At 45.8% G+C, this 22,740-nt stretch carries 18 protein-coding genes, 4 pseudogenes and 1 riboswitch; of the genes and pseudogenes, 2 read left to right on the forward strand and 20 right to left on the reverse strand.

The features are described from left to right. Window positions 1-27: 27 nt before the first annotated feature. The 8 genes and pseudogenes from AC1DN5_RS14565 to AC1DN5_RS14600 all read right to left on the reverse strand — a co-directional run. Window positions 28-819 (reverse strand): DUF4145 domain-containing protein, encoded by a 792-nt coding sequence (locus AC1DN5_RS14565; protein ID WP_099686869.1) that lies wholly within the window; start codon window positions 817-819, stop codon window positions 28-30. A 56-nt stretch (window positions 820-875) separates the two neighbouring features. Beyond that, window positions 876-1,800, reverse strand: a pseudogene (locus AC1DN5_RS14570) (DNA cytosine methyltransferase). Window positions 1,801-1,905: 105 nt separating this feature from the next. Continuing rightward, window positions 1,906-2,427, reverse strand: a pseudogene (locus AC1DN5_RS14575) (ParB N-terminal domain-containing protein). Between the two features lie 119 nt (window positions 2,428-2,546). Further along, entirely contained in the window at window positions 2,547-3,308 is a 762-nt protein-coding gene (locus AC1DN5_RS14580) for a DUF2971 domain-containing protein (RefSeq protein ID WP_366969965.1), read from the reverse strand. A gap of 538 nt (window positions 3,309-3,846) precedes the next feature. Then, entirely contained in the window at window positions 3,847-4,419 is a 573-nt protein-coding gene (locus AC1DN5_RS14585; RefSeq protein ID WP_039252705.1) for a hypothetical protein, read from the reverse strand. A 263-nt stretch (window positions 4,420-4,682) separates the two neighbouring features. Continuing rightward, a complete protein-coding gene (locus AC1DN5_RS14590) occupies window positions 4,683-4,844 on the reverse strand; it encodes a hypothetical protein (protein ID WP_014304372.1) in 162 nt (53 codons plus the stop codon). Window positions 4,845-5,021: 177 nt separating this feature from the next. Beyond that, window positions 5,022-5,234 (reverse strand): annotated as a pseudogene (locus AC1DN5_RS14595) (ArpU family phage packaging/lysis transcriptional regulator); the annotation flags it as partial. A gap of 7 nt (window positions 5,235-5,241) precedes the next feature. Beyond that, window positions 5,242-5,352 (reverse strand): annotated as a pseudogene (locus tag AC1DN5_RS14600) (hypothetical protein); the annotation flags it as partial. A gap of 122 nt (window positions 5,353-5,474) precedes the next feature. Between AC1DN5_RS14600 and AC1DN5_RS14605 the strand changes: the two are divergent. Next, window positions 5,475-5,912, forward strand: coding sequence for a GNAT family N-acetyltransferase (locus AC1DN5_RS14605; RefSeq protein ID WP_366969966.1), 438 nt, complete (start codon window positions 5,475-5,477; stop codon window positions 5,910-5,912). Between the two features lie 121 nt (window positions 5,913-6,033). Here AC1DN5_RS14605 and AC1DN5_RS14610 read toward each other — a convergent pair whose 3' ends face one another. The 10 genes from AC1DN5_RS14610 to AC1DN5_RS14655 form a co-directional block, all read right to left on the reverse strand. Beyond that, window positions 6,034-7,755 (reverse strand): pyruvate oxidase, encoded by a 1,722-nt coding sequence (locus tag AC1DN5_RS14610; RefSeq protein ID WP_326351757.1) that lies wholly within the window; start codon window positions 7,753-7,755, stop codon window positions 6,034-6,036. 58 nt (window positions 7,756-7,813) lie between these two features. Continuing rightward, window positions 7,814-8,260 (reverse strand): NUDIX hydrolase, encoded by a 447-nt coding sequence (locus tag AC1DN5_RS14615; RefSeq protein WP_016937209.1) that lies wholly within the window; start codon window positions 8,258-8,260, stop codon window positions 7,814-7,816. Window positions 8,261-8,313: 53 nt separating this feature from the next. Next, on the reverse strand, window positions 8,314-10,134 hold the full coding sequence (locus AC1DN5_RS14620; protein WP_016937210.1) for an APC family permease: 1,821 nt from the start codon (window positions 10,132-10,134) through the stop codon (window positions 8,314-8,316). A gap of 156 nt (window positions 10,135-10,290) precedes the next feature. Further along, window positions 10,291-10,437, reverse strand: a riboswitch (cyclic di-AMP (ydaO/yuaA leader). Window positions 10,438-10,571: 134 nt separating this feature from the next. Beyond that, window positions 10,572-12,689 (reverse strand): cellulose biosynthesis cyclic di-GMP-binding regulatory protein BcsB, encoded by a 2,118-nt coding sequence (locus AC1DN5_RS14625; RefSeq protein WP_366969967.1) that lies wholly within the window; start codon window positions 12,687-12,689, stop codon window positions 10,572-10,574. A 5-nt stretch (window positions 12,690-12,694) separates the two neighbouring features. Continuing rightward, window positions 12,695-13,957 (reverse strand): glycosyltransferase family 2 protein, encoded by a 1,263-nt coding sequence (locus AC1DN5_RS14630; protein WP_366969968.1) that lies wholly within the window; start codon window positions 13,955-13,957, stop codon window positions 12,695-12,697. After that, window positions 13,950-15,677, reverse strand: coding sequence for a DUF2334 domain-containing protein (locus AC1DN5_RS14635; protein ID WP_366969969.1), 1,728 nt, complete (start codon window positions 15,675-15,677; stop codon window positions 13,950-13,952). The genes AC1DN5_RS14630 and AC1DN5_RS14635 overlap by 8 nt, the downstream gene beginning before the upstream one ends. Further along, window positions 15,667-16,515 (reverse strand): diguanylate cyclase domain-containing protein, encoded by an 849-nt coding sequence (locus AC1DN5_RS14640; protein WP_366969970.1) that lies wholly within the window; start codon window positions 16,513-16,515, stop codon window positions 15,667-15,669. Before AC1DN5_RS14640 ends, AC1DN5_RS14635 begins: the two co-directional genes overlap by 11 nt. After that, window positions 16,496-17,581 carry a hypothetical protein gene (locus AC1DN5_RS14645; protein ID WP_049627907.1) on the reverse strand — a complete coding sequence of 362 codons (1,086 nt, stop codon included), beginning with the start codon at window positions 17,579-17,581 and terminating at the stop codon, window positions 16,496-16,498. The genes AC1DN5_RS14640 and AC1DN5_RS14645 overlap by 20 nt, the downstream gene beginning before the upstream one ends. Before the next feature lie 233 nt (window positions 17,582-17,814). Next, entirely contained in the window at window positions 17,815-20,001 is a 2,187-nt protein-coding gene (locus AC1DN5_RS14650; protein WP_366969971.1) for a DNA topoisomerase III, read from the reverse strand. A 64-nt stretch (window positions 20,002-20,065) separates the two neighbouring features. Beyond that, the gene (locus AC1DN5_RS14655) at window positions 20,066-20,500 is read right to left on the reverse strand and encodes a transcriptional regulator LrpC (protein ID WP_045926223.1); all 435 of its coding nucleotides are present in this window, start codon (window positions 20,498-20,500) and stop codon (window positions 20,066-20,068) included. A gap of 176 nt (window positions 20,501-20,676) precedes the next feature. Here AC1DN5_RS14655 and AC1DN5_RS14660 point away from each other — a divergent pair, with 176 nt between their 5' ends. Then, window positions 20,677-20,967 carry a DUF3817 domain-containing protein gene (locus tag AC1DN5_RS14660; RefSeq protein WP_013351048.1) on the forward strand — a complete coding sequence of 97 codons (291 nt, stop codon included), beginning with the start codon at window positions 20,677-20,679 and terminating at the stop codon, window positions 20,965-20,967. Window positions 20,968-21,004: 37 nt separating this feature from the next. Here the strand turns inward: AC1DN5_RS14660 and AC1DN5_RS14665 are convergent, their stop codons facing one another. Both AC1DN5_RS14665 and AC1DN5_RS14670 read right to left on the reverse strand, forming a co-directional pair. After that, the gene (locus tag AC1DN5_RS14665; protein ID WP_366969972.1) at window positions 21,005-21,814 is read right to left on the reverse strand and encodes a lipid II flippase Amj family protein; all 810 of its coding nucleotides are present in this window, start codon (window positions 21,812-21,814) and stop codon (window positions 21,005-21,007) included. A 498-nt stretch (window positions 21,815-22,312) separates the two neighbouring features. Beyond that, window positions 22,313-22,735 carry a pyridoxamine 5'-phosphate oxidase family protein gene (locus tag AC1DN5_RS14670; protein ID WP_045926226.1) on the reverse strand — a complete coding sequence of 141 codons (423 nt, stop codon included), beginning with the start codon at window positions 22,733-22,735 and terminating at the stop codon, window positions 22,313-22,315. Window positions 22,736-22,740: the final 5 nt, after the last annotated feature.

Consider the following 22,740-nt stretch of genomic DNA (forward strand, 5'->3'; position numbering starts at 1 on the left):
GCACCTTCCTTTTTAAAAAAGCACTTATTAATTACTACTTGTATGTTTTTCGAATTTTATATGCGGCAATTCAAAAATACTATAAAGAATTGAATCTATTGTCTCCAAGTACTGTAATAAATCTGACCTTTTAGGCTTGAAGAATTGATGCACTGTTTGGTTTCCTATATCTTTAATTTCAAGGAATATCCTTTGTTGTGTATCATTAATTATTTCTTTTTCTTTAAGCTTTTTTATCTTCTCTTCTAAACTTATGGGAACCATGACTGGCTCATTATTTTTGTCGAAAATCGGTTTTCCATTTTTTATTCTTTGTCTCTTATCATCGATTCCTTTTACTTTACATATTGTTTCAATTAACATTCTAATACCCGTATTACATAATAAATTCATACGTTGTCGATATGCATATATTGCTTCATTTCTAATCTCACTTATTAAGTCTGGCAAATTTGCAAACTCAAATTTCTCATCATAATCTGATAACTGAGGAGGACCAAAAGGATTCTCCTTCATTGGCTCTTTTGGATAGACTCTATATTCTTTATAGTACAACCTATCAGTATGATAATCTGGACCTGTTACTTCAAACATATCCTCATCCTCATATATATCTAGAAAAGCAAAAGTATCGCATCCCATACATTGCACAATATAAAATTCATGAGAGAACATAAAATCACATTCTTCATCGCCATCATCAAAATCATTGTGATTAATTGAGTGCATTAATTCGTGGCCATGTTTATTTTGAGCTACTTGATGATTTGTTTTTGTATCACAGTTAATACAGTAAACTTTTTTTTCTATTTTATTCACATTTATCATCCCCCTAGAGAAATGATAGCATTTATTTCCTACAAGGTGATAAATAGTTATAACCATTGTTTGTAAATCTGTTCCGCAATCCTCTTCATCATGATAGGCGGGACACTCATTCCACAAACATACTGGGTGTTAGCGCCCATGAAATCATAATCCAACGGGAACGACTGCATTAAGATGATATCCCGTTCAGAGATATAGTAAGGTTCATCATAACGTATGAAAACAGAGTTACTAGCCAAAGTAGGCGGCACAAGGCTGTTTTTGACCAAGACAGTATTGAAATTACTTTCTTTCCCCTCTGTTCTCTTCGTTATATCTCCTATAGTGTTATCTGACGGGCGCCGCTTCATCCATCGCCTATATGTTTTAGAGGTCTCTGTCAGCTTTGATCCCCGGCCGCTCCTGAGCTCACCATACAAAATAGGTGATTCATTAAAAGATAGATGCAAAGGCGGGAGGTTCAGATCCTTCCGACGGCCAATAAAAAAGACCCGCTCTCTCCGCTGCGGGACTCCCATTGTAGCCGCATTCAACAAAAACACCTGAACGTCATACCCAATTTCCTTGCTCGTTCAATGACAAGCTTGACATATCCTTTCGCCTTACCGATTATCATTCCTTTTACATTTTCAGCGAGAAACGTTTTAGGCTTCAATCTTTCTACGGCATCCAGGTATTCAAAAAACAAATCGTCCAATGACTGTTTAGCCTGACCTTCCCTGAACGTTTTTTCTTTCCCCAGGCATCCTCCCGTTCACCAGATATTGAAAATACACTACACGGCGGAGAACCGTCGAACACATCAAGATCAAATAGAGCCGCCGGAAGTTCGTTCAAAGGGATTTTGTTAAATTTTCGTATATCCATTAAGAAAGAATGCTGTGGATTATGATTTTTTCTGTATATCTTCATCATTTGGGGATCGATTTCACAATTCCCCACAAGCTCAAATCCGGCAAGTTTGCAGCCCATAGATGAACCGCCGCCGCAGGAGAATGTACTGAACACCTTTAGACCATTCCGTTCTACAGATTTTAGATCGGAAAGCCTCCATCTGTAACTGACCATATGCTTCCCCTACTCATTAAACGAGAATCCGCATTTCGGGCATGTATGCTCAAAATGATCGTCTTCATATTCATCTAAGTCCAGTTCATGACCATCAGTAATCTTCCCGCCATTCCCCGCATGTTCAGGTAATTCATCCAGGATCTCGTCTAACTCAGAATCTGAAAAGCCAGTAACAAATAAATCAAAATTATTCTCCTGTAGATCTCGCAATACCTGTTCAAGCTTGTGCTCATCCCAATCTCCGCCCGTCTTATTTAAAGCCAGATTTAAGGCTTTCTCTTCTGATTCATTCAGGTTGACTACAGAGACAGTGAGTTCAGCAGGGTTGCTTTCCATATATATTTTAAATCGTTGGTGTCCGCCAACCAGATTACCGGTTCTTTCATTCCAGACAAGCGGCTCAACATTGTCAAATCGATTTATTTAAGCTTTAAGGGAATCATATTCCGGATCGCCCGGCTGAAGATCTATCCGAGGATTGTAAAGAGCGGGGTTAATCTTTGCTACCGGTATAGTTCTAATATTCATTCGGCTAACCTCCATATCTAATAAAACCTATAGAAAAAGCATCCTGATTGGATGCTAAAAAATCGGTATTCCCTTCATTTTAGAGTGCTTTACCTTCATTATGGTGCCGTCTTCTTTCATTACATGAATTTCTCTAATACAGAGTCTACTACCTCATGGAACCAATCAGCTGAAACAGGACTTATATAAACATTCTGAATAAGGGTACCTAAATCATTAACAGGTACATGAATAGCATTAATATTATCTTGATGATAATCATCTAAGACTTTATATTTTCCGTCATCCCGTGAATACAAAAAAGGGAACACAGCCCTTATTTCTCTTTCATGACTAAAATGATTTCGCTTATGAAAGAGTGGTGTAGATATACCATGTTTCTGGTCAAAGGGTTCAGTTTCATAATCTATATAATTAACTCTGTCTATTATGATAGGTGTATGAAAACCTTCAATGCTTTTTTGTAAGCGGCCTACTGTAGTTTGAATTGCAATTCCATCACCACTTTTTAGATACAGTTTCCACATTGCTTCTGATTCAGTTTCATTTTCATGCCAACAAGATACAAAGTGAATTTCTCTAATTTTTTTATGTACCTCTGCATCCTCAGATCCATTTTTCACTTTTCCGAGTTCAACCCACTCACCATCATAAAAAATACGTGCCGGATAATCTTTACTTTTATCACTTATTGCTCTTTCGAGCATTAAGCTCCTTTGTTTAACACCTATTATTGTGCTAGAGCCTTCAAATGGATCTTGAAATTTATCAGCGCGCGGAAAATACAGGTCCTCATCAGTTAACAATTTAATAAACTTAGATAGATCTAAATATCTCCATATTTTCACATCAGGATTTAATTTTTGTTCTCTATAGCTCATACTCTTCACCTCTAGTAGAGTTTACAATAAATGCAAAGAATAAGCACCGCCTTACGCTATTCGCTTTTATTTATTTGTGGCCCGTCGATTTTCCCCAGGAGGTAAGCAAAGAAAATGGAGAGCCGGTTTAAAAGACTTTCCTTGCAATCGGGATCTCACCTCTTGCGTTCCTCGTGACTATCGCGCGCAATACTGCATAGACTCCAGCAGCTCCTCCTGTGAAGCTAACGACCTTCATTGTCATTCGATACATCCGAGTGCACACTTGATACAGGAAAGGTACGTCTCCCAATCTGCCATAAAAAAAGCGGCCACTAATCAGATGCACAAATAGACTCATGCAAAAGATCAGCGTCCGCAGGTTTCTCCTTTTGGGACAGATATTCACGTTCGTTTTCTTCTTGTCTCTATCGTATGACAAACTGCATCTAAAAAAAGTACCCATTTTATCCCCCGTTTTGTCGGCATTTTCTCGGCTTTTTATCGGTGTTTTTTGGACATACAAAAAGAGCAAACCACTTAGGCTTGCTCTGTTACATCAATCCCACCATTTTGTAGAGACACTTGTTGCAGGGTTTGTTAGTTTCTCCAGATGTAATTCTGCTTTTTTATTATCTCCATCAACAAAACTACGTACATTGAATACTACTTCATATGTTCCTTTTTGATTAGCCAAAGTAAAGCGGGAAACTGTATCATTGATAACCGGATCTTCTTCTACAAGTTTATACTGCCATGTGAATCCAGGGCCAATATATGGCTGAGAAATCTGAATTCCAAGGTCTCCTCCACCAGAGTAGAATGTTTTTGAACGGGCCTTAAATGTTGAAGATCCTAAGTAATCCCACTCACCGGCGCCTAGAAGAGAAAATAAGCTTATATCATCTGATATTTTTCTGATCTTAGGCTGCACGCTGGATTCATCGTTAACCCCATCTTCTGGACCATCTTTTGCTACAACTGGATCAATCACGTCAGATCGTCCATCTTCCGACCCAATTTCATCTCCAATAGGATCAATTTTGTACTCTTCCGCTTTTACCGCGCTAACACCGACACCGGACATGAAAAACCCTGCAACAATAGCACTTACAAAAAATACTTTTTTCACTTTTCCTGATCCCCCACACAAGTTATTTTATTTTTTCAATCGATTTAACAGGTACTTCTGACGGATTAAAATACAGGTCAATCCTTTGAACAGTCACAAACACGACAGAAAAAATCACTGAACAAACCAACGTTAGTAAGAGTATTTTCCACACTTTTAAGTCTTTCATCATCTCTCCCTCTTTTCTTATTGGTAATTTTCTACCTATTCCAATAATAAACTTAATAGGTAATAAGTACAAGTGGGGGATCAGGAATTTTTTGTTAAAAACTTTTGAACATGAAATTCAAAAAAATAAACAGCACGATGATCGTCACAACAATAAAGGCTTCTCTTGTGAAGTTTTTATCATCTTCTTTTTGCTGTTTCTTTCTCTTAATCTCTTCTCTATATTTTCTTTGAACCTCTTTCTTTTTATCATCCATTATCTAAACTCCTCTGAGTCCTTTTTTCTTTTTATCACTTGCACCCCTCCTTTCAGTTACTGCCATTTTATCGCGCAACAAATAAGTACACCAGTGAAAAAAGCCTTGACTATAAAGCCTTCTCGCACAGCTGAGACTCTAAAAGGTGAATTTAATTTAACGGATTAAAAACAGCCCTCAGATGATTCCGAGCGCTGTCGCGATATTGCAAATGGCCTGCCTTTTCACCTGATAAAACTTATCTCTTTTCAGGCCGAGCTCAATCATAATTTCTAAATCCTTTATTTTTCTTGATGACAAATATTTCTTTTCAAGAATACTGCGCTCATCTTCATCAAGACAGTTCTCTAGCGCCCTATCCATCTGCTTGACCTTCAACTCATTAACTGTTTTTGAACTAATCACCTGAATCAATCAAGGCAGACAGCGAATACTGGCTGAAGCCTTTTGCTTGGCCGTAAGTGATTTTTCCCGGAAGCGGCGGCTTATTTGAGTTAAGCGATTCATGAGAACGGTTCCGCCTTCTTAAACAACAAACCGGTTCAAAACCAATTCAAAACTTTGCATTATTTGGAATAATTGTGTAAGTTTTATATAACAAAAATTAATAAAGAGTGAGGGGGGAAACATATGATCATCAGGAGCGCGGAACCTTATGATGTAAAACAATTGACCGATTTAATGTATTTATATATCGTGGATTTTTATCAACGGCCTAAACCACCGATTGAACATATACATCGTTTGATTGAAATGCTATTTGAAAAGGACAGAGGTATTCAATTCGTTGCTGAACAAGATGGGGAACTTATTGGCTTTGCAACATTATATTTTAGTTTTAGCACGACGAAAGCAGATAAAATAACAATAATGTATGATTTATTCGTGGCAGAAAAAGCAAGAGGCACAGGAGCAGCCCAAGAACTGTTTAAAAGTTGTGAGGCTTTTACAAAAGAAAACGGGTATGCGCATATGTCATGGATAACAGCATCCGATAATTACCGTGCACAAAAATTCTATGAAAAGATGGGCGGCTCCCTTGGAAATTGGCTGACCTATTCCATTTAACTGAAGAAAAATGATCATACGGCTCACCTGAGTAAATAGAAGAGCCTATATGCAAACAAGCTGCACGGCAAAAAAATAAACAGGCATGCTGCCTGTTTATTTTTTTTATAAGCGCCGCTTTTTAAAACAGCCGTTTCAAGCTTTTCTTGAGCGACGGCATTTCGATTTTTTGGTTTTCAAAGAAGTTTTTCAGCATGTATTTGCTGAAGCCTTTCGCTTGGCCGTAAGTGATTTTTCCCGGAAGCGGCGGCTCGTCGCCGATGACGGCGTCAATGACGACCGGTTCATTTGAGTTGAGCGCTTCATGAAAAGCGGGAGCCAATTCTTCGTGTTTCGTCACTTTGATCCCTTTTGCCCCGCAGCTTTTTGCAAAAGCGGCATAATCCACATTTTGCAGATGGGTGACGTAGTCAATGTTGCCTTTGACTTGCTGTTCATATTCAATCATGCCTAAATTTTCGTTGTTTAAAATGACAACCGTAATCGGCAGTTTATATTTAACAGCCGTCGGCAGATCCTGCATGACCATTGAAAATCCGCCGTCTCCGCAAATGGCGATGGACTGCCGCTCAGGTTCGGCAAGGCTTGCGGCAATCGCTCCCGGAAGCCCGCATCCCATCGTGGCGAGCCAGCTTGAGACGATAAAGTCCTGCTTTTTCATTTTAAAATGGCGGGCCATCCATACCGTAACTGTTCCGACATCCACTGATAGGACGGCATCCTCTGCGGCCGCATCCTGGAGCCGGGCGATGACCTGCTGCGGCTTGAGCGGATGAGTCGCCTCGGTTTCATCTTTTTCGATTTCCTTCCACCAATGCTTCATGTGCTCGGTGCAGGCGTCTAAAAATCTTCTGTCTTCTTTATATTCAATGTAATCCGTCAGCTCTTTCAGGCCCAAAGCCGCATCACTGACGATTCCCGCATTGACGGGATAGCGCTTGCCGATTTTGGCCGGATCCGAATCAAGCTGGATGGCGGGCGTATCCTCCGGGAGATAATCCCTGTATGGGAACGATGTGCCGAGCATGATCAGCAGATCGCATTCCTCCATCGCTTCGTAGGCGGGCTTTGTGCCGATTTGCCCGAGATTTCCGAGAAAATGGGGATGGCTGTCAGGTATGACCCCTTTTGCCGGCAGGGTAATGACAATCGGAGCGGCCGCTTTATCGGCGAATGCGAGCAGCTCCTCTTTTGCTGACTTTAACCCTTGGCCGGCGAGAATGACCGGTTTTTTTGCGTTGTTAATATATTGCGCGCATGTCACGAGATGTTCTTTTTTCGGCTCGATATCGGCTTTTAAATATATCGGCGACGTGTAGACCGGCTCCCGTTTGATTTTTTGCGCGAATAAATCATCAGATACGGTTAAGACGGCAACGCCTTTTTTACTGTAAGCCGTACGGATCGCCTGGTTCAGAAGATCGGGCAGCGCTTCTGCTGTATGTACTTGCTGGTTGAACACCGCCACGTCCTCAAACATTTGCTCTAATTTGATTTCCTGAAAGCTGTCACGGCCGATTTCATCTGAGGCAACCTGTCCCGCAATCGCCAGCACCGGAACACCGTCCGCTTTGGCGTCGTATAAACCGTTCAGCAGATGAACGGCTCCCGGCCCTGCGATTGAAAGGCAGACACCGATCTGCCCGGTCAGTTTTGCCTCAGCCGCGGCGGCCAGGGCTGCGACTTCCTCGTGCCGGGTTTGGATGAATGTCAGGTTGTTTCGTTCATGTCTCAATTCTTCGATAAATTCATTAATGCTGTCTCCGGGAATGCCGTATATATGTCCGACTCCCCATTGTTCAAGCAGCTCTGTCATTACGTGTCCTGCTGTTTTACTTGGCATACTGCATCCTCCTTTTACCTGTATTCATCCCCTTTTTAAAACGGGTTGAAACACGGGGCTATCTGCCTGACTTTTTTCTCAGCAGATCAAGGATGGATAACAGATGCCGGTCTTTCAGCGTTACCTTCATATTTGCCGCATCATTGATTCCGTCTTTTACTTGGCGTTTCCTGTTCGGCACCATGAACAGCGGCAGCCGGTTTGGGGAAAACCAGCGTAATGCGGCGGTTTTCGGCCCGTTCATCAGCGGGGTTCCGCCAGTAACGGCTCCGATGAACACGTGCTGTGTATCTTCAAATGCAGGCCTTTCATACTCACCGGATTTTTGCAGAATGGTCACGTTATAACCGGTTTCTTCGAAGGCCTCTCTCATGGCTGCGGCTTCAGGTGTTTCACCTTCTGCGATCCCGCCGCCGGGCAAATCCCATAAGGGAACGTCTTTTCGTTTTACGAGCAATATGTCCCGCCCGTCATTTTGAATGATGACAAACGCGCCTTGAGCCATGTCGTCCTCCTTTACAAAAAAGACCGCGGCACTAAGGCCTGCGGTCTTTACCGTTACTTTTTAAAATGATACGGCAGTGTAGCGACGATTATGTCCTTCTTCCAAAACAGCCGGACGCGGAGCAAGAAGGCTGATTGGTTGTGAAGGATGGTCTGCCAGCGTTTTTTCGTAATAAATTGCGGAAACAGCACCATCACGGAGAACTGTTCTTTTTTCGCTTTTTGTTCGACCGTCTCTAAAAACTTATCAAACGGGTGAACCAGACTGCGGTATGAGGAATGCAGGGTGACGAGGCGGACACCGTTATGAAGCTCTTCCCAGCGCTTTTCCACCTTCTTTTCGTTTTCCCTGTCAAAGGAAACATGAACCGCAATGACCTGATCCGATAATGATTTCGCATACTGAATCGATTTTTGGACGACCGTGGTGACACCGGCGACAGGCACGATGACGACGGTTCCCTTAATTTCCTCAGGCTGCTGATCAACGACCCGCAGCTGTTCGCTGACCGCGGTGTAGTGATTTTTAATAACGAAAAACAAAAAGACGACAGCCGGCATGAATAACAGCACGGGCCAGACAAGATTGAATTTTGTCGCGAATAAAATGCACAGCACCATAAATGAAATGGCGGCGCCGCATGAGTTGATCAGCATTTTTACAGCCCAGCCCTTCGGCTTCTGCCTGATCCACTTGATGCACATTCCCGTCTGCGACAGCGTAAACGGAATGAACACACCGACGGCATAAAGCGGAATGAGATGTTCCGTGCGGCCGCCGAATAAAAGAATAAGCAGGATGGACGCGATACCGAGAAAGATAATTCCGTTTGAAAAACCTAATCGGTCGCCGCGAACCGTAAACATTCTCGGCATATACTGATCGCGCGCTAAATTAAACGCCAGCTGCGGAAATGCGGAAAAGCCCGTATTCGCCGCAAGCACGAGAATCAGTGATGTAACGCCTTGAATGAAATAATACACCGTATGGCGTCCGAAGGTTTCCGCGGCGATTTGCGAAATAACGGTCTCGTTAGGCTTCGGACCCGTGCCGTAGCCGTACGCCAGCACCGTAATCCCCGTAAATAAGATCGCCAGCAGAATCCCCATCATGGCCAGAGTGCGGGCCGCGTTTTTCGCCGGAGGATTTTTAAAGGCCGGAATCGCGTTTGAAATGGCTTCAACACCGGTCAGCGCCGAACACCCTGAAGAAAAGGCCTTCAGCAGCAAAAACAGTGTGATGCCCGCTACGGGCGTGCCGATCGGTGTATGCTCGGCCGGATGAACCTGGCCTGTCATGAGCTTAAACAGCCCGACGACGATCAAAAGGACAAGCGCCGCCACAAACAGATAGACGGGATACGCCAAAATGGACGCCGATTCTGACAGCCCTCTCAAATTTAAAATCATAATCAGAATCACAAGCAAAACAGCAATGAGCAAATGATGCGGGTGCAAAGCCGGAAATGCCGATGTAATGGCGTCAGTTCCGGCAGAAATGCTTACCGCCACCGTCAGAATATAATCAACAAGCAATGAGCCGCCCGCAATCAGGCCGGGCTTCTCACCAAGGTTTTCTTTAGAAACCATATAAGCGCCTCCGCCTTGCGGATAAGCGTAAATAATCTGTCTGTAGGACAGAATCAAAGCAAGCAGCAAAATAAGAACGCCGGCTGCGATCGGAATGGAATACCAAAACGCGGCCGCGCTTACCGCAGCCAAAATGATCAGAATCTGTTCCGTTCCGTAAGCAACTGATGAAAGCGCGTCTGAAGAAAGCATGGCAAGCGCCTTGAGTTTCGTCAGTTTCTGCTCTCCGGCAGCCTGTGATTTCAGCGGTTTCCCAATCAAAAATCTTTTGATTGAATGATACATTTGTTGTCTTCCCCTTTTTTTCATTTTCCGTTTGATTTACAAACCCTTACTGCTATGATGTCTCCGAATGCTGATTGCATGCCTTATTTCAGGACAGCAAAAAGACACAGAGGCAAACGGATGCCCCTGCGCCATAATCGTGCACAGGTTTCATTCATCTCCTCTCATGAACGCTTACGAGGTTAGCTGTCGGATTCGGGCTTATGAGAGTTGGCCCTACCTGAAAAAGGATTCACCCCAAGCGGCATGACGCGCCGCAAATTGGTTCCCCCGCTCTGGATACAGATTAAGCGATATAGATTATAAAAGAGATCATACTCCCGTCCCGTCCGGTTGTAAAGGGGCTTTTATGCTGTTTCAAAAATAAAAAAATTACCGCCAAAAATGGAAATAAAAATACAAAAAAAGAGGCCTGTTAACAGCCTCTTTTGCTTTCATTACTCTTCACTTTTTTCATTGTCCGCTTTTCTTTTTTTCCTTCTTGCCGTCAGCCAGATCAGACCGGCCGCAATGATTATAAGCGCAGCGAAAACAGCGATATACGTGACGTTCAATGCTGCGGAACGGCTTTTCGTATCAGCCGATGGACTGCTGTCGTCGGATTTGATTTGCTGATGGTTCGAAAACAGCTGCCGGCTGCCCGTTTCGTTGACGACGGTTGCGGCGTCGCTTGTGCTGTCTAAAAAGCTGATCAGCTCTTTTGTGACGGCCGCGCCGCTTCCTGATAACGGAGCAAAAACAGCAATACTGCTGTCTGAGTCCCAAGGTGATTTCTGTGTAAACGCGACTTGTTTCGTCGTCTCATTCAGCATCTGAAACGACGAAACATCGTAAGCGCCGTTGCGGTCTGACGGCACGAGAAGCTTAGAAGCGTTTGACTTCAAAAGCGGAATTTGCGGCAGACTTCCGATAAACACAACATTCCGGCCTTTGGCGTCCGCTTCCTTCATATCTGATGCCGTCTTCACGGTAAATGACTGCCGGGCGCCGTTTCCGAATGAATCGGCCACTAAAGAAAGCTCTTTAAGTGTCTGCATAGTCACGTCATCCGGGATGACGATCACAGTTTTCTTATTCACGCTACCCGCAAATGGGAGCGGCCATTGCCCGAAATCCGCTTTCTGCGCCGCATCGCTTACCGGATACGTCAGCGTGCTGCTTTTATCAATATAGACCCATTTGTTTTCGTCACGGTCGATACACGGATTGTTATGTTTCAAGCCTGAGGTGACAAATTGCAGATCAATGTATCTGCTGCTGCGCAAAAGTTTCGGATCAATCGGGATTGAGACGTGGTAAAAGCCGTCTTTATCCTTATTGCCGAGATCATCAAGACGCACCGCATTCGGCTGTCCGTTGACCACGACGTTCAGTTCCGCTTTCTCGGCGTCATCACCAGAATCGGCCTTCGTCCGGACCGCTTCCGACGTCTTTAATGTAAGCGAAAACTTGACCTTCCCGTCTTTATCAACAGCGGCCGCCGCAGGGTAAAAGAAATGCTCTGACGCCGTTTTGTTTGATCCGACCGTTACATTTCCCGCGCCGAAATCGTCTAAAGTCAGTTTATTGCCTGTCTTTTCAGCAGCGGGCTGAAGACGGCCGATCATCAGTGAGTCTCCGCTCAGCTGGCCTGAATAAGCGCTGTCTGTCATGACGCGGATTTTTTCTGCCAGCGTTTTGTCTGATTGTGCCGTGACAAACAGGACGGGCTGCCGTTTATCCCCGGCGGTGAGCACCCGTTCAGCGAGAAGGAGTTTGTTGTGTTCCGCTTTGATATTCCCGCGATCGAAAAGCTCTTTTATTTTGCCGTTCCAATGCTGCCCGGCGCCGATGACAATTGACGGATTGCTGATTTTGCCGGCGGCGGATTCTTTTACGTATGACACTTTCAGCCTGCTGTCAGCCGTTTTCAGAAATCCTTCTGTTTTGACTGCGGCTTCAGCTTCCGCAGAGGTCGGTTTGTCAGGAAGGATAATATCGGTTTCTTCACCCGTATTGCCTGATTGGGCAAACGGATACGGGAAATGGCTCAGATCCGCCCCCTTTGACTTGCTTGCTTCTGAAAGCATGAGGCGGCTGTCCGGATAAATCTTTATCCAGTTCCCTGACGTATCCTGCCTGACGCAAACGCCCTCTTTTAATGCGCCGTAAAATTGCAATGATACGTTGTGATAGCCTTGGGCGGCTTGGCTTTTGCTGAGATTGAGCTTTACTGTTTTACGCTTGGAGCTGCCGTCAAGCTTTATGGATTTGACGGGTTCATTATCAATGGCAATCGTTAAAGAAGACGGAGCTATTAATAAGTTTGACGCCTCGTAATCAATCAGAAGCGACTGATTGGCATTCGAAGCTCCCGCAGGAATCTGATAAGTCAGCTCCGAGCTGTCTTTCGCCCCGTAAAGAGTAATCAGATCGCCCGTCAGCGCCTGCTGCTCTTTTGCGCCGGCGCTTGTTCTGAGGGCGGAACCGTCCGTTTTCAGTTCCTGGGCCGCGGCCGTCTGCCCGTTATATATCAGCAGCAAAAGGCCGGTTATCAATATGATCGCTTTTTTCAAAAAGGTCACCCGCTTTTATTTTGATTGTATCGCTCCGTTTTGTACCACTTGACTTCCTGCTTGAACAAGCGGTGCTTGATCTCTGTGAATAATGACCAGATGACAAGCACGATCCAAGCCTGGGAGTATGTAAAGTACATGAGAAATACGATAAAGAAGTTTTGTTTGTTCATTTCTGTTTTTTCAATGCTTAAGGTAATCATGACCTCGGTCATAAACAGGAAAAAGGCCAGTATCCACAAAATCATCGCCAAAAACCCGACTGCCAGATGCAGGTCGTAAAAAAGATTGATAATAAAAATCGTGTTTGACATGATCACACCGAAGAAAAACAAAAAATACGTAAAAAAGAAATAAAACAGATCGAAGATGATCCGCTTGCGTTTCAGCTTAAAAAATTGGGATAAAAACTTGAGAACGACGTATTGATTGCCGCGCGCCCATCTTGTCCGCTGGCGCCACCAGACCTTCCATGTCTCAGGCTCCTGCTCCCATGTCACAGCCGCCGGGAAAAAGCGGATATGGTACCCGAGATTATAGACGCGGATCGTCAGCTCGGTGTCCTCCGCCAGCGCCTTATCATCCCAGCCGCCAAGCCGTTCGATAATGCTCCGCCTGATCGCGAAGTTTGTTCCCGGGATGGTGGCGATTTTGAACCATTTCCATCTGCCGCCCTGCGCCATCCATTGAAAGCAGATGGTTTCAATATTGATAAACTTCGTCAGGAGCGTTTTGGCCGCGTTGATGACACGGAATTTCCCGACAACCGCTCCTGCTTTCTCATCATTCATCAGACCGAGAACGAGGTAGTACACCGCCATTTTTTCCGGCGTATTGTCCGCATCATATACGCAGATCACGTCTCCGTTCGATTCGGCAAACCCTGAGTTCAGCGCCGAGGATTTTCCTTTTCCGGCGTTCGGGGGCTTTGTGACAACCATTTTAATGAAATCATACTGACGGGAAAATTCATTGACGATGTCTCCCGTCCGATCGGAGGAATTATCGTTAATGACGATGATCTCAAGCCTGTCTTTCGGATAATACAGATTCACCATCGCCTTCAGCGTCTGCCTGATAACAACTTCCTCATTATGCGCGGGAATCAGGACGCTGACCTTCGGGAGCTCCCCCGCCTTTGCGCGCCATTTCGGAATGTTTTGTTCGAAGGTCATATAATGCCTGAATCCGCCCTGCATCAGAAACATGTGATAGAGAAGCATCACCCATATTAAACTTAATGAGATAAAAAACAGAATGTTACTCAAGGGTTCTTCTCTCCTTAAAGATTCGTTTTTTTAATGTGGCGCGCAAATAAAGGACGTAGCATGCGAACATGATGATGAACAATAACACCACGCCGGAGAGAATCCAAAGCGCTTTTTCCAGAGGCGTCTGCTGATGATGATTGAAAAAGGATGTTATCGGGTGAATCTTGTTTTCCACATGAATGATTCCGTCCCCGTTCGTTTTGATTCTGACGCTGTCCGACGTTACCGTCTGCTTCGTTTTCTTCAGATCGAGCCACTCGCCGCCGGGGATTCGTTCCATCTGATTGACGAGCTCAGGGAGGTATTTCATGCCGAGATACGGATGATAGAAACCTCCCGCCACTCCGCCGCCGAAGTCAATCATCTGCGAGATATGATCCTCCATATCTCCGAGCGGATTTTCCTTTGAGTTATCGGCATAACCGATGGTTTCAGGGTACAGCGTCATCCCGTCCAGCATAGCCGGCTTTGAGACGAACGGAGGGGCGCCCGAGGTTTTCCACGTCGTGCCGCTGAGCTGCACTTGGCCGAAAATGCTGGAGAAATAAGAAGATGCGATTTTGTACCCTTCTTCAGACATCGTATAGTGCGGCGCTTCGAATGACAGCGGATAAAGGCCGAGCTCTGTCAGGTCATCAATCGCCTGCTCCAGCTTCGTTCTCGTGTAGATTTTCTCTTTTTCACGGAAAGGCTTCACATACGCCCGGTACGCTTTTTCATTCGGAAAATCCTGTTCCTTTTCAAGCTTGACCGGAGCATCGGCCGCATTTTCTGACGTAATCGGCTGATCCGTTTTGGCATCCCAAAATTCAAAGCCTTCTCCCGTTTCGCTGTACCGGTATGCGTGCGTATAGCCGTGGATAATGATGCTGCCGCCCATTTGCTGAAGTTTTTTCAGGACGCTGACCATTTTCGGCTTGTCCGCCAGATATACTTTTTCTCCGTTTTCCGGATTGAGGTAGACGGGAATCACCGCCAGAATAAACGGTATGTGTCGTTTATGCAGGTAAGTGCCCGCTTCGTAAAGCAATGTTTCATCTGACATCGGACTGATGTCTTCAAGCCGCAAATAAAGGAGGGTGCCGCCCTCTGATTCTCCAAACGCCTTGCGCAGTTCTTTTGCTGTCAGGAACGAATCATTTAACAGACTGGTCACACCGAAATAATAGTCAGAGCGCGCCGTTTTCCATATAAAAGGGCGGGTGCTGCCGTCACCGGACCGGTATGTATAAAGGGGCTCCCCTTTTATTCCCGCTGCACCGAGCACGGACATTCCTTTTTCAAGCGGCATGTCTGTTTTTTCTTTCTTGCTGTAAATGCGGTATACCGTTTCTTTTTCTGTGAGGGACAACCCCGCAAATCGGTTGAACTGGCCGGCGTTATACCCGATGCTGATAAGCTGCTGCGGCATGCTGCCGATCAGCGACACAAATGGTTTGCTGAGCTTTTTCTTCGTGACGCCGTAATAGATGACGCGCCGATTCTTTTCGAGGTCGGCGGCTGTGATATCTCCGTCGCTTTTCACGGTCACGGCGGATGAGAAATGGCCCGCGATCAAATCAAGCATTTTGACTTCAGCGGTTTCTTCGCCGTCCGCGCTTGTATAAATAATGAGAATGCCGTCCTTTTTGTCTGTTGCTCCCGCCGTACGGGGAATATAAACCGCCGTAATCATGAAGATTGCTGAGAGTAAGAGACGTATCCATTTAGAGTTCATTCATCATCATCTCGTTTTCCAGTTCATTTAAAAATTGCTCGGCCGTCTGTAAATCTTTTCGATACGCCAAGTAACATACACGGAAGGTGATGGAGACGTATTTACCGTTTTGCAGCCGGTACGTATCCAATTCCTTTTTCAGCTTCGCCAGAACGGCCGGCATGTTTTCTTCAGGCGTATGGGTCAGCACGATGCCGAACCGTTCGGCGGACGGCCTGAATTTTTTATCTGTTTCCCGTACGCTTGACCGGATTTGACGGCTGATAAATGCCAGCAGGCGGTCGGTCTCTTTTTCTCCGTAGAGGGATTTGAATTCCTTGAAATAATGCATGTGCAGCAGCAAAAAGACAAAGGAATTGCCGTAGCGTTCCGCCCGCTTGATTTCCTCAGACAGTTCCAGCTTCATCCGGAGATGGTTGTCAAAGCCCGTCACCCTGTCGACGGCGACAAAGCTCGTGATCTCTTCCCGCAGCTGCTTCACTGAGCGCTCAAGCCCCTTGGCCAAATCGTGTATTCTTCCCGATATGTAGGAAAAGACGAGCAGCGCAATCCCCCAAACGGTCAGCATCTGCAGACCTTCGGCACCGGCAGACACCATAAAGCTCCCGGTCTGAAACCACAGGAGCAGGCTGCCGAGAACAAATAAGACGAGTAAGGTGATAACGAGCGCGTAGATCGCCCCGAACCATAAGCCGGCTCCCGCGACAAGCAATGTGATGCAGGTTATCAGTAGCCCTGCGGATTGCTGTGACACATAGTAAATAAAAAAAGACAGCAGCGCTAACATAACTGCTGTGTAGCTGCACAGTTTTTGTGATTCATTGAATGATATGTTCATTAAACAATTTCCTTTCAGCCAAAAGCGGCAGCAGGTTATCGAAAGAATGTGTATCGCTCCCGCTCATATAGCCGCCGTAATCAGGTTTCAGCGTGTCCAGCGTTTCAAATGAAGTCATTCTTTCATAAAGCGATCTGATGACAGCCGGATCAGCTTTTTGCTCTGTTAAAAAAAGAACGGCGAGAGCGTAAACGGACGGTGACTCGTATTGAACCGCCGGCTCCTTCGTGTCTGCGATGTACCGTCCGTACAGCTGTCCGCGCGACTTCCATTCTTCTATGATCCATTTTGACAGCGCGGCGGCTTTGTCATCGCCCCGCTTTAGATTTACGGCGGCATACAGCTGGTCGATGACATTCACTTCGCTGTCATATTTGTATTCCTTAGTTTCGGTATTGAACGATTTCGGCAGAAAACCATTTTTCATGGGCGCAAGATTGAGAACATCAAGGTTCCGGTTTTCCGTTTTCTCATCGATAATCCCCTGTTCTCTGAGCATCTGTAAGGCGCCGGGGCCGACATAGGACAACGTCACGGTCTTTGATGCGGCATTTGAAGCGGCATCGTAGTAATCCGTAAAATACCCTTCATTCATATTGTATTTTTTCAGAGCCTTCCCGATCTGCACCGCTGTTTTCCCGTATTCACTGTTTCCCCACAAGGTTCCGGCCTCATTCAGACAGTTCATGATTCTGAAATCGTCAATCAAGGCATTGGTGCCGCTCGCTTTATTCCCGGCAATTTTCCACGACACGAGCCCGTTGTCCGTCAAAAATGAATCGGTAAGAAGCTGATATTGGGCTTGAAACTGCCGTTCATCTTTCCTGCCGAGCAAAAATTCCATCCATAGTCCGAGAGACTCAGATAAATATTCCGGCTCACCGGATATGTTCGTCTGAATCATTCCCCGCCCGTTCATCAATTTATGATAAATAAAATGCTCTGCGGGCTGAAGCGGTCCGGACGGTTCAGCAGCCGTCTGTTTTTCGGTTCCGGCCTCCGCGCATCCCGCCGTCAGCACGATTGAAATCAAAAGGATCATCAGACTAAAACCGAATCGTTTCACGTACCATCCTCCTATTTTGTAATTCCTTTTTTATACCTATATCTTATTTTTCACAAAGCAATTTTTACTATATAAGAAACGATAAAAGAATACTAGCATATTTTCACATTGGGAAATTTTAAAATAGGGGCGCCGCCGATTTACCTTTTCCCTCTTTGTTTGGATTTCATCCCCAATACAGTGAAAACACGACAAAAGGCAGCATTTCTTTAAAAATGCTGCCTTTCTCTGATTTATTTATCCAGGCCGAGTTTTTTCAGCTGTTCTGCCAGCGCGTTGTTCAGCGGCTCCTCTTTATTTTGGGTTTTCATATAAGAGTTGATGTCCCGCTTGGATGCGCGTCCGGATTTATCTTTCGCCTTGCGCTTTTCAAAGACGGACAGTTTCTCCCGGTGGCCGCATACACATGCGAAGGTTTGGCCTTCACCCTGGCCGCGAAGCTCCATTTTCTTATGGCAGTTCGGACAGCGGGCGTTGGTTTTTCTCGCCACCGTTTTTCGGCTGCCGCATTCCCGATCTTGACACACGAGCATCGTGCCGCGTTTGCCGTTGACTTTAAGCATCATCTTGCCGCAATCAGGGCAGGCGGTGCCTGAAATGTTGTCATGTCTGAAGGTTTGGCTGCTGTTTTTGATTTCCTTCACCGTTTTGTCCGCATATGTTTTCATGTCTTTAATAAACACGGCGGATTTCAGTTTGCCCGCTGCGATGGCGGAGAGCTTTTGCTCCCACTCGGCGGTTAACGCCGGCGATTTTAAATCTTCCGGGACGAGCTGTAAGAGCTGCTTCCCTTTTGACGTGATGAAAATATCTTTTTCTTTTTTCTCGATTAAGAAACTGTTGAACAGTTTTTCAATAATATCAGCGCGGGTGGCGACTGTTCCGAGTCCTCCGGTTTCACCCAATGTTTTCACAAGGTTCTTCTCTTCTCCCTGCATAAAGGCGCTTGGGTTCTCCATCGCGGATAACAGCGTGCCTTCATTAAAACGCGCCGGCGGTTTCGTCTGTCCGCTCGTTTCTTTCAGCGACGAGACGGACAGGCGCTGACCCTGCTGAAGGGCCGGGAGCGTCTGATCTTTATCTTCCTCATGATCTTCGTCATCCTCATACATATCGTACACGGCTTTCCATCCCGGCGATTGAACGATTTTCCCTTTTGCGGTAAATGTTTCGCCGCCGATATCGGCTGTGACCTTTGTTTCTTCGTATTCGAACGCCGGCATTAACACCGTGAGAAAACGTTTGGCGATCAGATCGTAAAGCTTGCGTTCTTTGTCGCTGAGGCTTGAAAGAATCAGCGGCTCCTCTGTCGGAATGATGGCATGGTGATCCGATACTTTCGCATCATTGACGAATCCTTTATGCGCTTTGACGCCGCGCTTCAGTATTTGATTGACGTATTGTGCGTACGGCTTGACTTCCATGCCGTTTAAACGGTCTTTTAAAGTCGGCACGATGTCGGCGGAAAGGAATCTGGAATCCGTCCGCGGGTAAGTGACAAGCTTGTGCTGTTCATACAGCTTTTGAAGCACGGAAAGCGTCTCTTTTGCGGAAAAACCGAAGCGCTTATGAGCGTCCCGCTGCAATTCCGTCAAGTCGTAAAGACCGGGAGCGAAGCTTTTCTTCGCCGTTTTTTTCAATTCTGAAATGACTGCCGGCTTTCCTTGTAGATCTTTTGCCAAACGGCCGGTCACCGTCTGGTCGAACGTTCTTGTCTGCTTTGTTTTTTTATCCTGCCATGTCAGCGTCAACTGATCAGCCGCCGCGCGGAGACCGTAATATGGGACGGGTGTGAACGCCTGAATGTCCGCTTCACGCTTGGCGATCATCGCCAGTGTCGGAGTCTGGACGCGTCCGCATGACAGCTGCGCGTTAAATTTTGTCGTCAGGGCGCGGGTCGCGTTGATGCCGACGATCCAATCCGCTTCCGCTCTGGCGACGGCGGAATGATACAGGTTTTCGTACTCTTTGCCGCTGCGGAGCTTTTGGAATCCTTCTTTAATCGCCTTGTCTGTTACAGAGGAAATCCACAGGCGCTGAATCGGTTTGCGGACGTTTGCCTTTTCGATAATCCAGCGGGCCACAAGCTCCCCTTCCCGCCCTGCGTCTGTTGCGATTACGATCTGGCTGACGTCTTTCCGGACAAGTTGGGCTTTGACCGCGTTGAACTGCTTTCCTGTTTTTTTGATGACGACGAGCTTCAAAGGCTCCGGAATAATCGGCAGATCCTCAAGCCGCCACGATTGATATTCTTTGCCGTACCCTTCAGGATCAGCGAGCGTTACCAAATGCCCGAGCGCCCATGTGACGATGTAGCGGTCGCCTTCAAGATATCCGTTTCCTTTTTTATGACACTTCAGAACGCGGGCCAAGTCCCGGCCGACTGAAGGTTTTTCAGCTAATACAACTGTTTTTGACATGCTTTTTCACTTCTCTTTCTTTCACACTCATCCTGTTATTATAACAGACTTCCTCACGCTCTCTCTAATCGAGGACGTTTTTTGTGTCAATTTCTGAGAAAATGACGTGGGTCACGGTTTGGGCATACGGAGAGGTGCGGTCGATGAAGTGTTCGATCGTTTCCAGGCTGTCCGCGTTCATCTTCAGCATATAACACGCCGCGCCGGCAATCCGAAAACAAAATTCAATGTTGGGAATGGATTGAATGTAGGTTTTAAATTGATCGTATTTTCCGTTTTTCACTGTTGCTTCGACAATGCAGGAAACGGGAAGCCCGATCTTTTTTTGATCAATGTCCAACGTATAGCGCTTAATAACGCCGAAAGATTCAAGCTGCCTGACACGCTCTGTGACCGACGGGGCTGACAATTTGATTTTTCTGCCCAGCTCCCGCATGGACAGGCGGCTGTCCCGCTGCAGCTCTTTTATGATGCTCAGATCAACATTATCTAGTTTCATGACTGTAGTCCTTTCTTACCTTTTTGGCTATATTATCAAGAGAAATCCGAAAAATGACAAGAATAACAATCTGAAATGAGGAAGGTTTTTTCAGGAACAGACGCGAAATGGTCATATTAGGACTGCCCATTGCTTATAGTATAGAGGAAAAAAGATGTCTGACAGGAGGGAATTGTATGTTACACACGCCGATCGGCAGGCTTCGCACGATGGGTTTTATTGAAGGCATGTCGCTTTTGGTGCTGCTGTTTATCGCGATGCCGCTGAAGTATTGGGCTCATCATCCGCTCGCCGTCACCATTGCCGGCTCCATTCACGGCGGTTTGTTTATCATTTATTTGGCAGTGCTGGCGTATGCGGCGTTTACCGTCAAATGGCATGTGAAATGGTCAGCCGCCGGTTTTATCGCGGCCTTTATCCCGTTCGGCAATTTTATTTATGATCGCGGCCTGAGAAATTATAAATGAAAAGCTCCTCTTTTTTACAGAGGAGCTTTTTTATGCGTTACATCCATTTCGTCACCCAGGCGATATAATAAGCGCCGGGGAGGAATACGAGCTGGGCGAGAAGCGTGCCCGCGACCCTTGAGGTCACCATCGTCAATGATGTCCATTTTAAGGAGACATAGCTGCGCTTGCCCTTCGCCACATCGTCTGCCAGTACGGATACTTTCGGATCAACAAACACGGCCAACAGCATGGTCGCAATCCCGTTGATTAAACCTGATGCCATCACCGCCGTCGTGCTGTGCTCAGGCGCCAGAAGGCCGGCATACAGAGCGGACAGGACGCCGATCGTGTAAATGGACGTAATGACCATATTAATGACAAACAAGCGTTTCGGGATCATTCGGAATTGAAGCCCTTTTAAATAGGAGACGGACGGACGTCTGATATAAGAACGCGCATGCTTCAGCCCGTTCAGTGAAAATCCTTTTTTAAATACCTGCATGACGGAGCCTCCTCCGTCCGCCAAGTGTATAATCGCCCTGGTGAATAACGCGACGAATGTCGGCAAAAGACAGATGCCGAGTATCGTTCCGACCGTGGAGCCGAATATTAAAAACCGAAACTGAGCGCCCACAACAGACAGGGCGTTTGATCCGGCGGCATCAATCAGATGTCCGGTAAACGGCTGTTGGACCATGTTTGACATGCGCGATACGATGACCATGACATTAAATAATGACAGCGCGGACGCGATAAATCCGACTCTCGCGCCGGAAAGCCGTGTTGCATAAGCAAGTGTTTCAATCGAATGTATTAAGAGCAGAAAACAGAAGATAAACAGTACTTGTGAAGTCATAACGTGCAATGTATGATTCCTCCAAATCTTTTCATACTGATTAGACTCTGCAGAAAGCGGCGAGGTTTCGGCCGATCAAATAAAAAAACCGCCCGGATGTCCGGTGCGGTTTTGTCTTATTCTTTTCTTACGCAAATAAATAATATATGGTTTCCCGCCTTAGCCCGCGGGTGATTCGTCAATTACAGTTCCGAGAATCATTCTTCGAAAGTAAACACCATGGAAGTTCTTGAACACAAGACAACGAAAGCCCTACCTCTCAATCGTCACTGCGGCTCCGAAGCCGCGCCGGTGTGAATTGTAAAACAAAAAGTCTTTTTTCCATCTCTTCGTTAGGGGCGAATAGTCAGAAGGAAAAGAATAAGCTCAGCTTTTTTTCAAGCTGTCCGTTGAAGCCTGAAGCTTCTATATCAAAACAGAAAAAAGAAGTTTACTTTCTTTTTTATTTGCATGTTGTCACTTAGCAGTTAATTATAACAGATTGCCCCCGAATGATCAAATGATTTATTAAAGTTCCAGCTCGGCCGGCGTTTTTTCACCCGCGTTCATGAGCTTGATCTGCTTCGGTTCAATTTCAAGAATCACCAGGTTCGGATCGTCTTTTCCTTCGAACCAGCGTTCCAGTTTCGAATCCCACAGCTTTTCTTTTAAATCTGCTGAGTTGTTCAATTTGGCGGTTCCGGCCACTTCCACATAAGCGTCACCGAAACCGTCACAGTCATACCCTAACAAGATATGAACATTCGGATTGTTTTCAATTTCTTCCGCTTTATGCGTGTCTTTGCTCGTCGGCGTATAAATGGTTAAGCCGTCATGGAAAAATGTCATGTAGCGTGAATGCGGCTTGCCTTGCTCTACTGTCGCAAGCGAACCGACTTTATGATGATCCAGTACTTCAAGCACTTTTTCTTTGATTTCATTTTGATTCATGAAGA

The sequence above is a fragment of the Bacillus sp. 01N42_2 genome (assembly GCF_056399565.1).

Coding starts and splice junctions, on each gene's coding strand:
- AC1DN5_RS14580 (WP_366969965.1), bottom strand. CDS start 3,308: ATGAGCTATAGAGAACAAAAATTAAATCCTGATGTGAAAATATGGAGA.
- AC1DN5_RS14590 (WP_014304372.1), bottom strand. CDS start 4,844: ATGGATGATAAAAAGAAAGAGGTTCAAAGAAAATATAGAGAAGAGATT.
- AC1DN5_RS14605 (WP_366969966.1), top strand. CDS start 5,475: ATGATCATCAGGAGCGCGGAACCTTATGATGTAAAACAATTGACCGAT.
- AC1DN5_RS14610 (WP_326351757.1), bottom strand. CDS start 7,755: ATGCCAAGTAAAACAGCAGGACACGTAATGACAGAGCTGCTTGAACAA.
- AC1DN5_RS14615 (WP_016937209.1), bottom strand. CDS start 8,260: ATGGCTCAAGGCGCGTTTGTCATCATTCAAAATGACGGGCGGGACATA.
- AC1DN5_RS14620 (WP_016937210.1), bottom strand. CDS start 10,134: ATGTATCATTCAATCAAAAGATTTTTGATTGGGAAACCGCTGAAATCA.
- AC1DN5_RS14635 (WP_366969969.1), bottom strand. CDS start 15,677: ATGAACTCTAAATGGATACGTCTCTTACTCTCAGCAATCTTCATGATT.
- AC1DN5_RS14640 (WP_366969970.1), bottom strand. CDS start 16,515: ATGAACATATCATTCAATGAATCACAAAAACTGTGCAGCTACACAGCA.
- AC1DN5_RS14650 (WP_366969971.1), bottom strand. CDS start 20,001: ATGTCAAAAACAGTTGTATTAGCTGAAAAACCTTCAGTCGGCCGGGAC.
- AC1DN5_RS14655 (WP_045926223.1), bottom strand. CDS start 20,500: ATGAAACTAGATAATGTTGATCTGAGCATCATAAAAGAGCTGCAGCGG.
- AC1DN5_RS14660 (WP_013351048.1), top strand. CDS start 20,677: ATGTTACACACGCCGATCGGCAGGCTTCGCACGATGGGTTTTATTGAA.
- AC1DN5_RS14670 (WP_045926226.1), bottom strand. CDS start 22,735: ATGAATCAAAATGAAATCAAAGAAAAAGTGCTTGAAGTACTGGATCAT.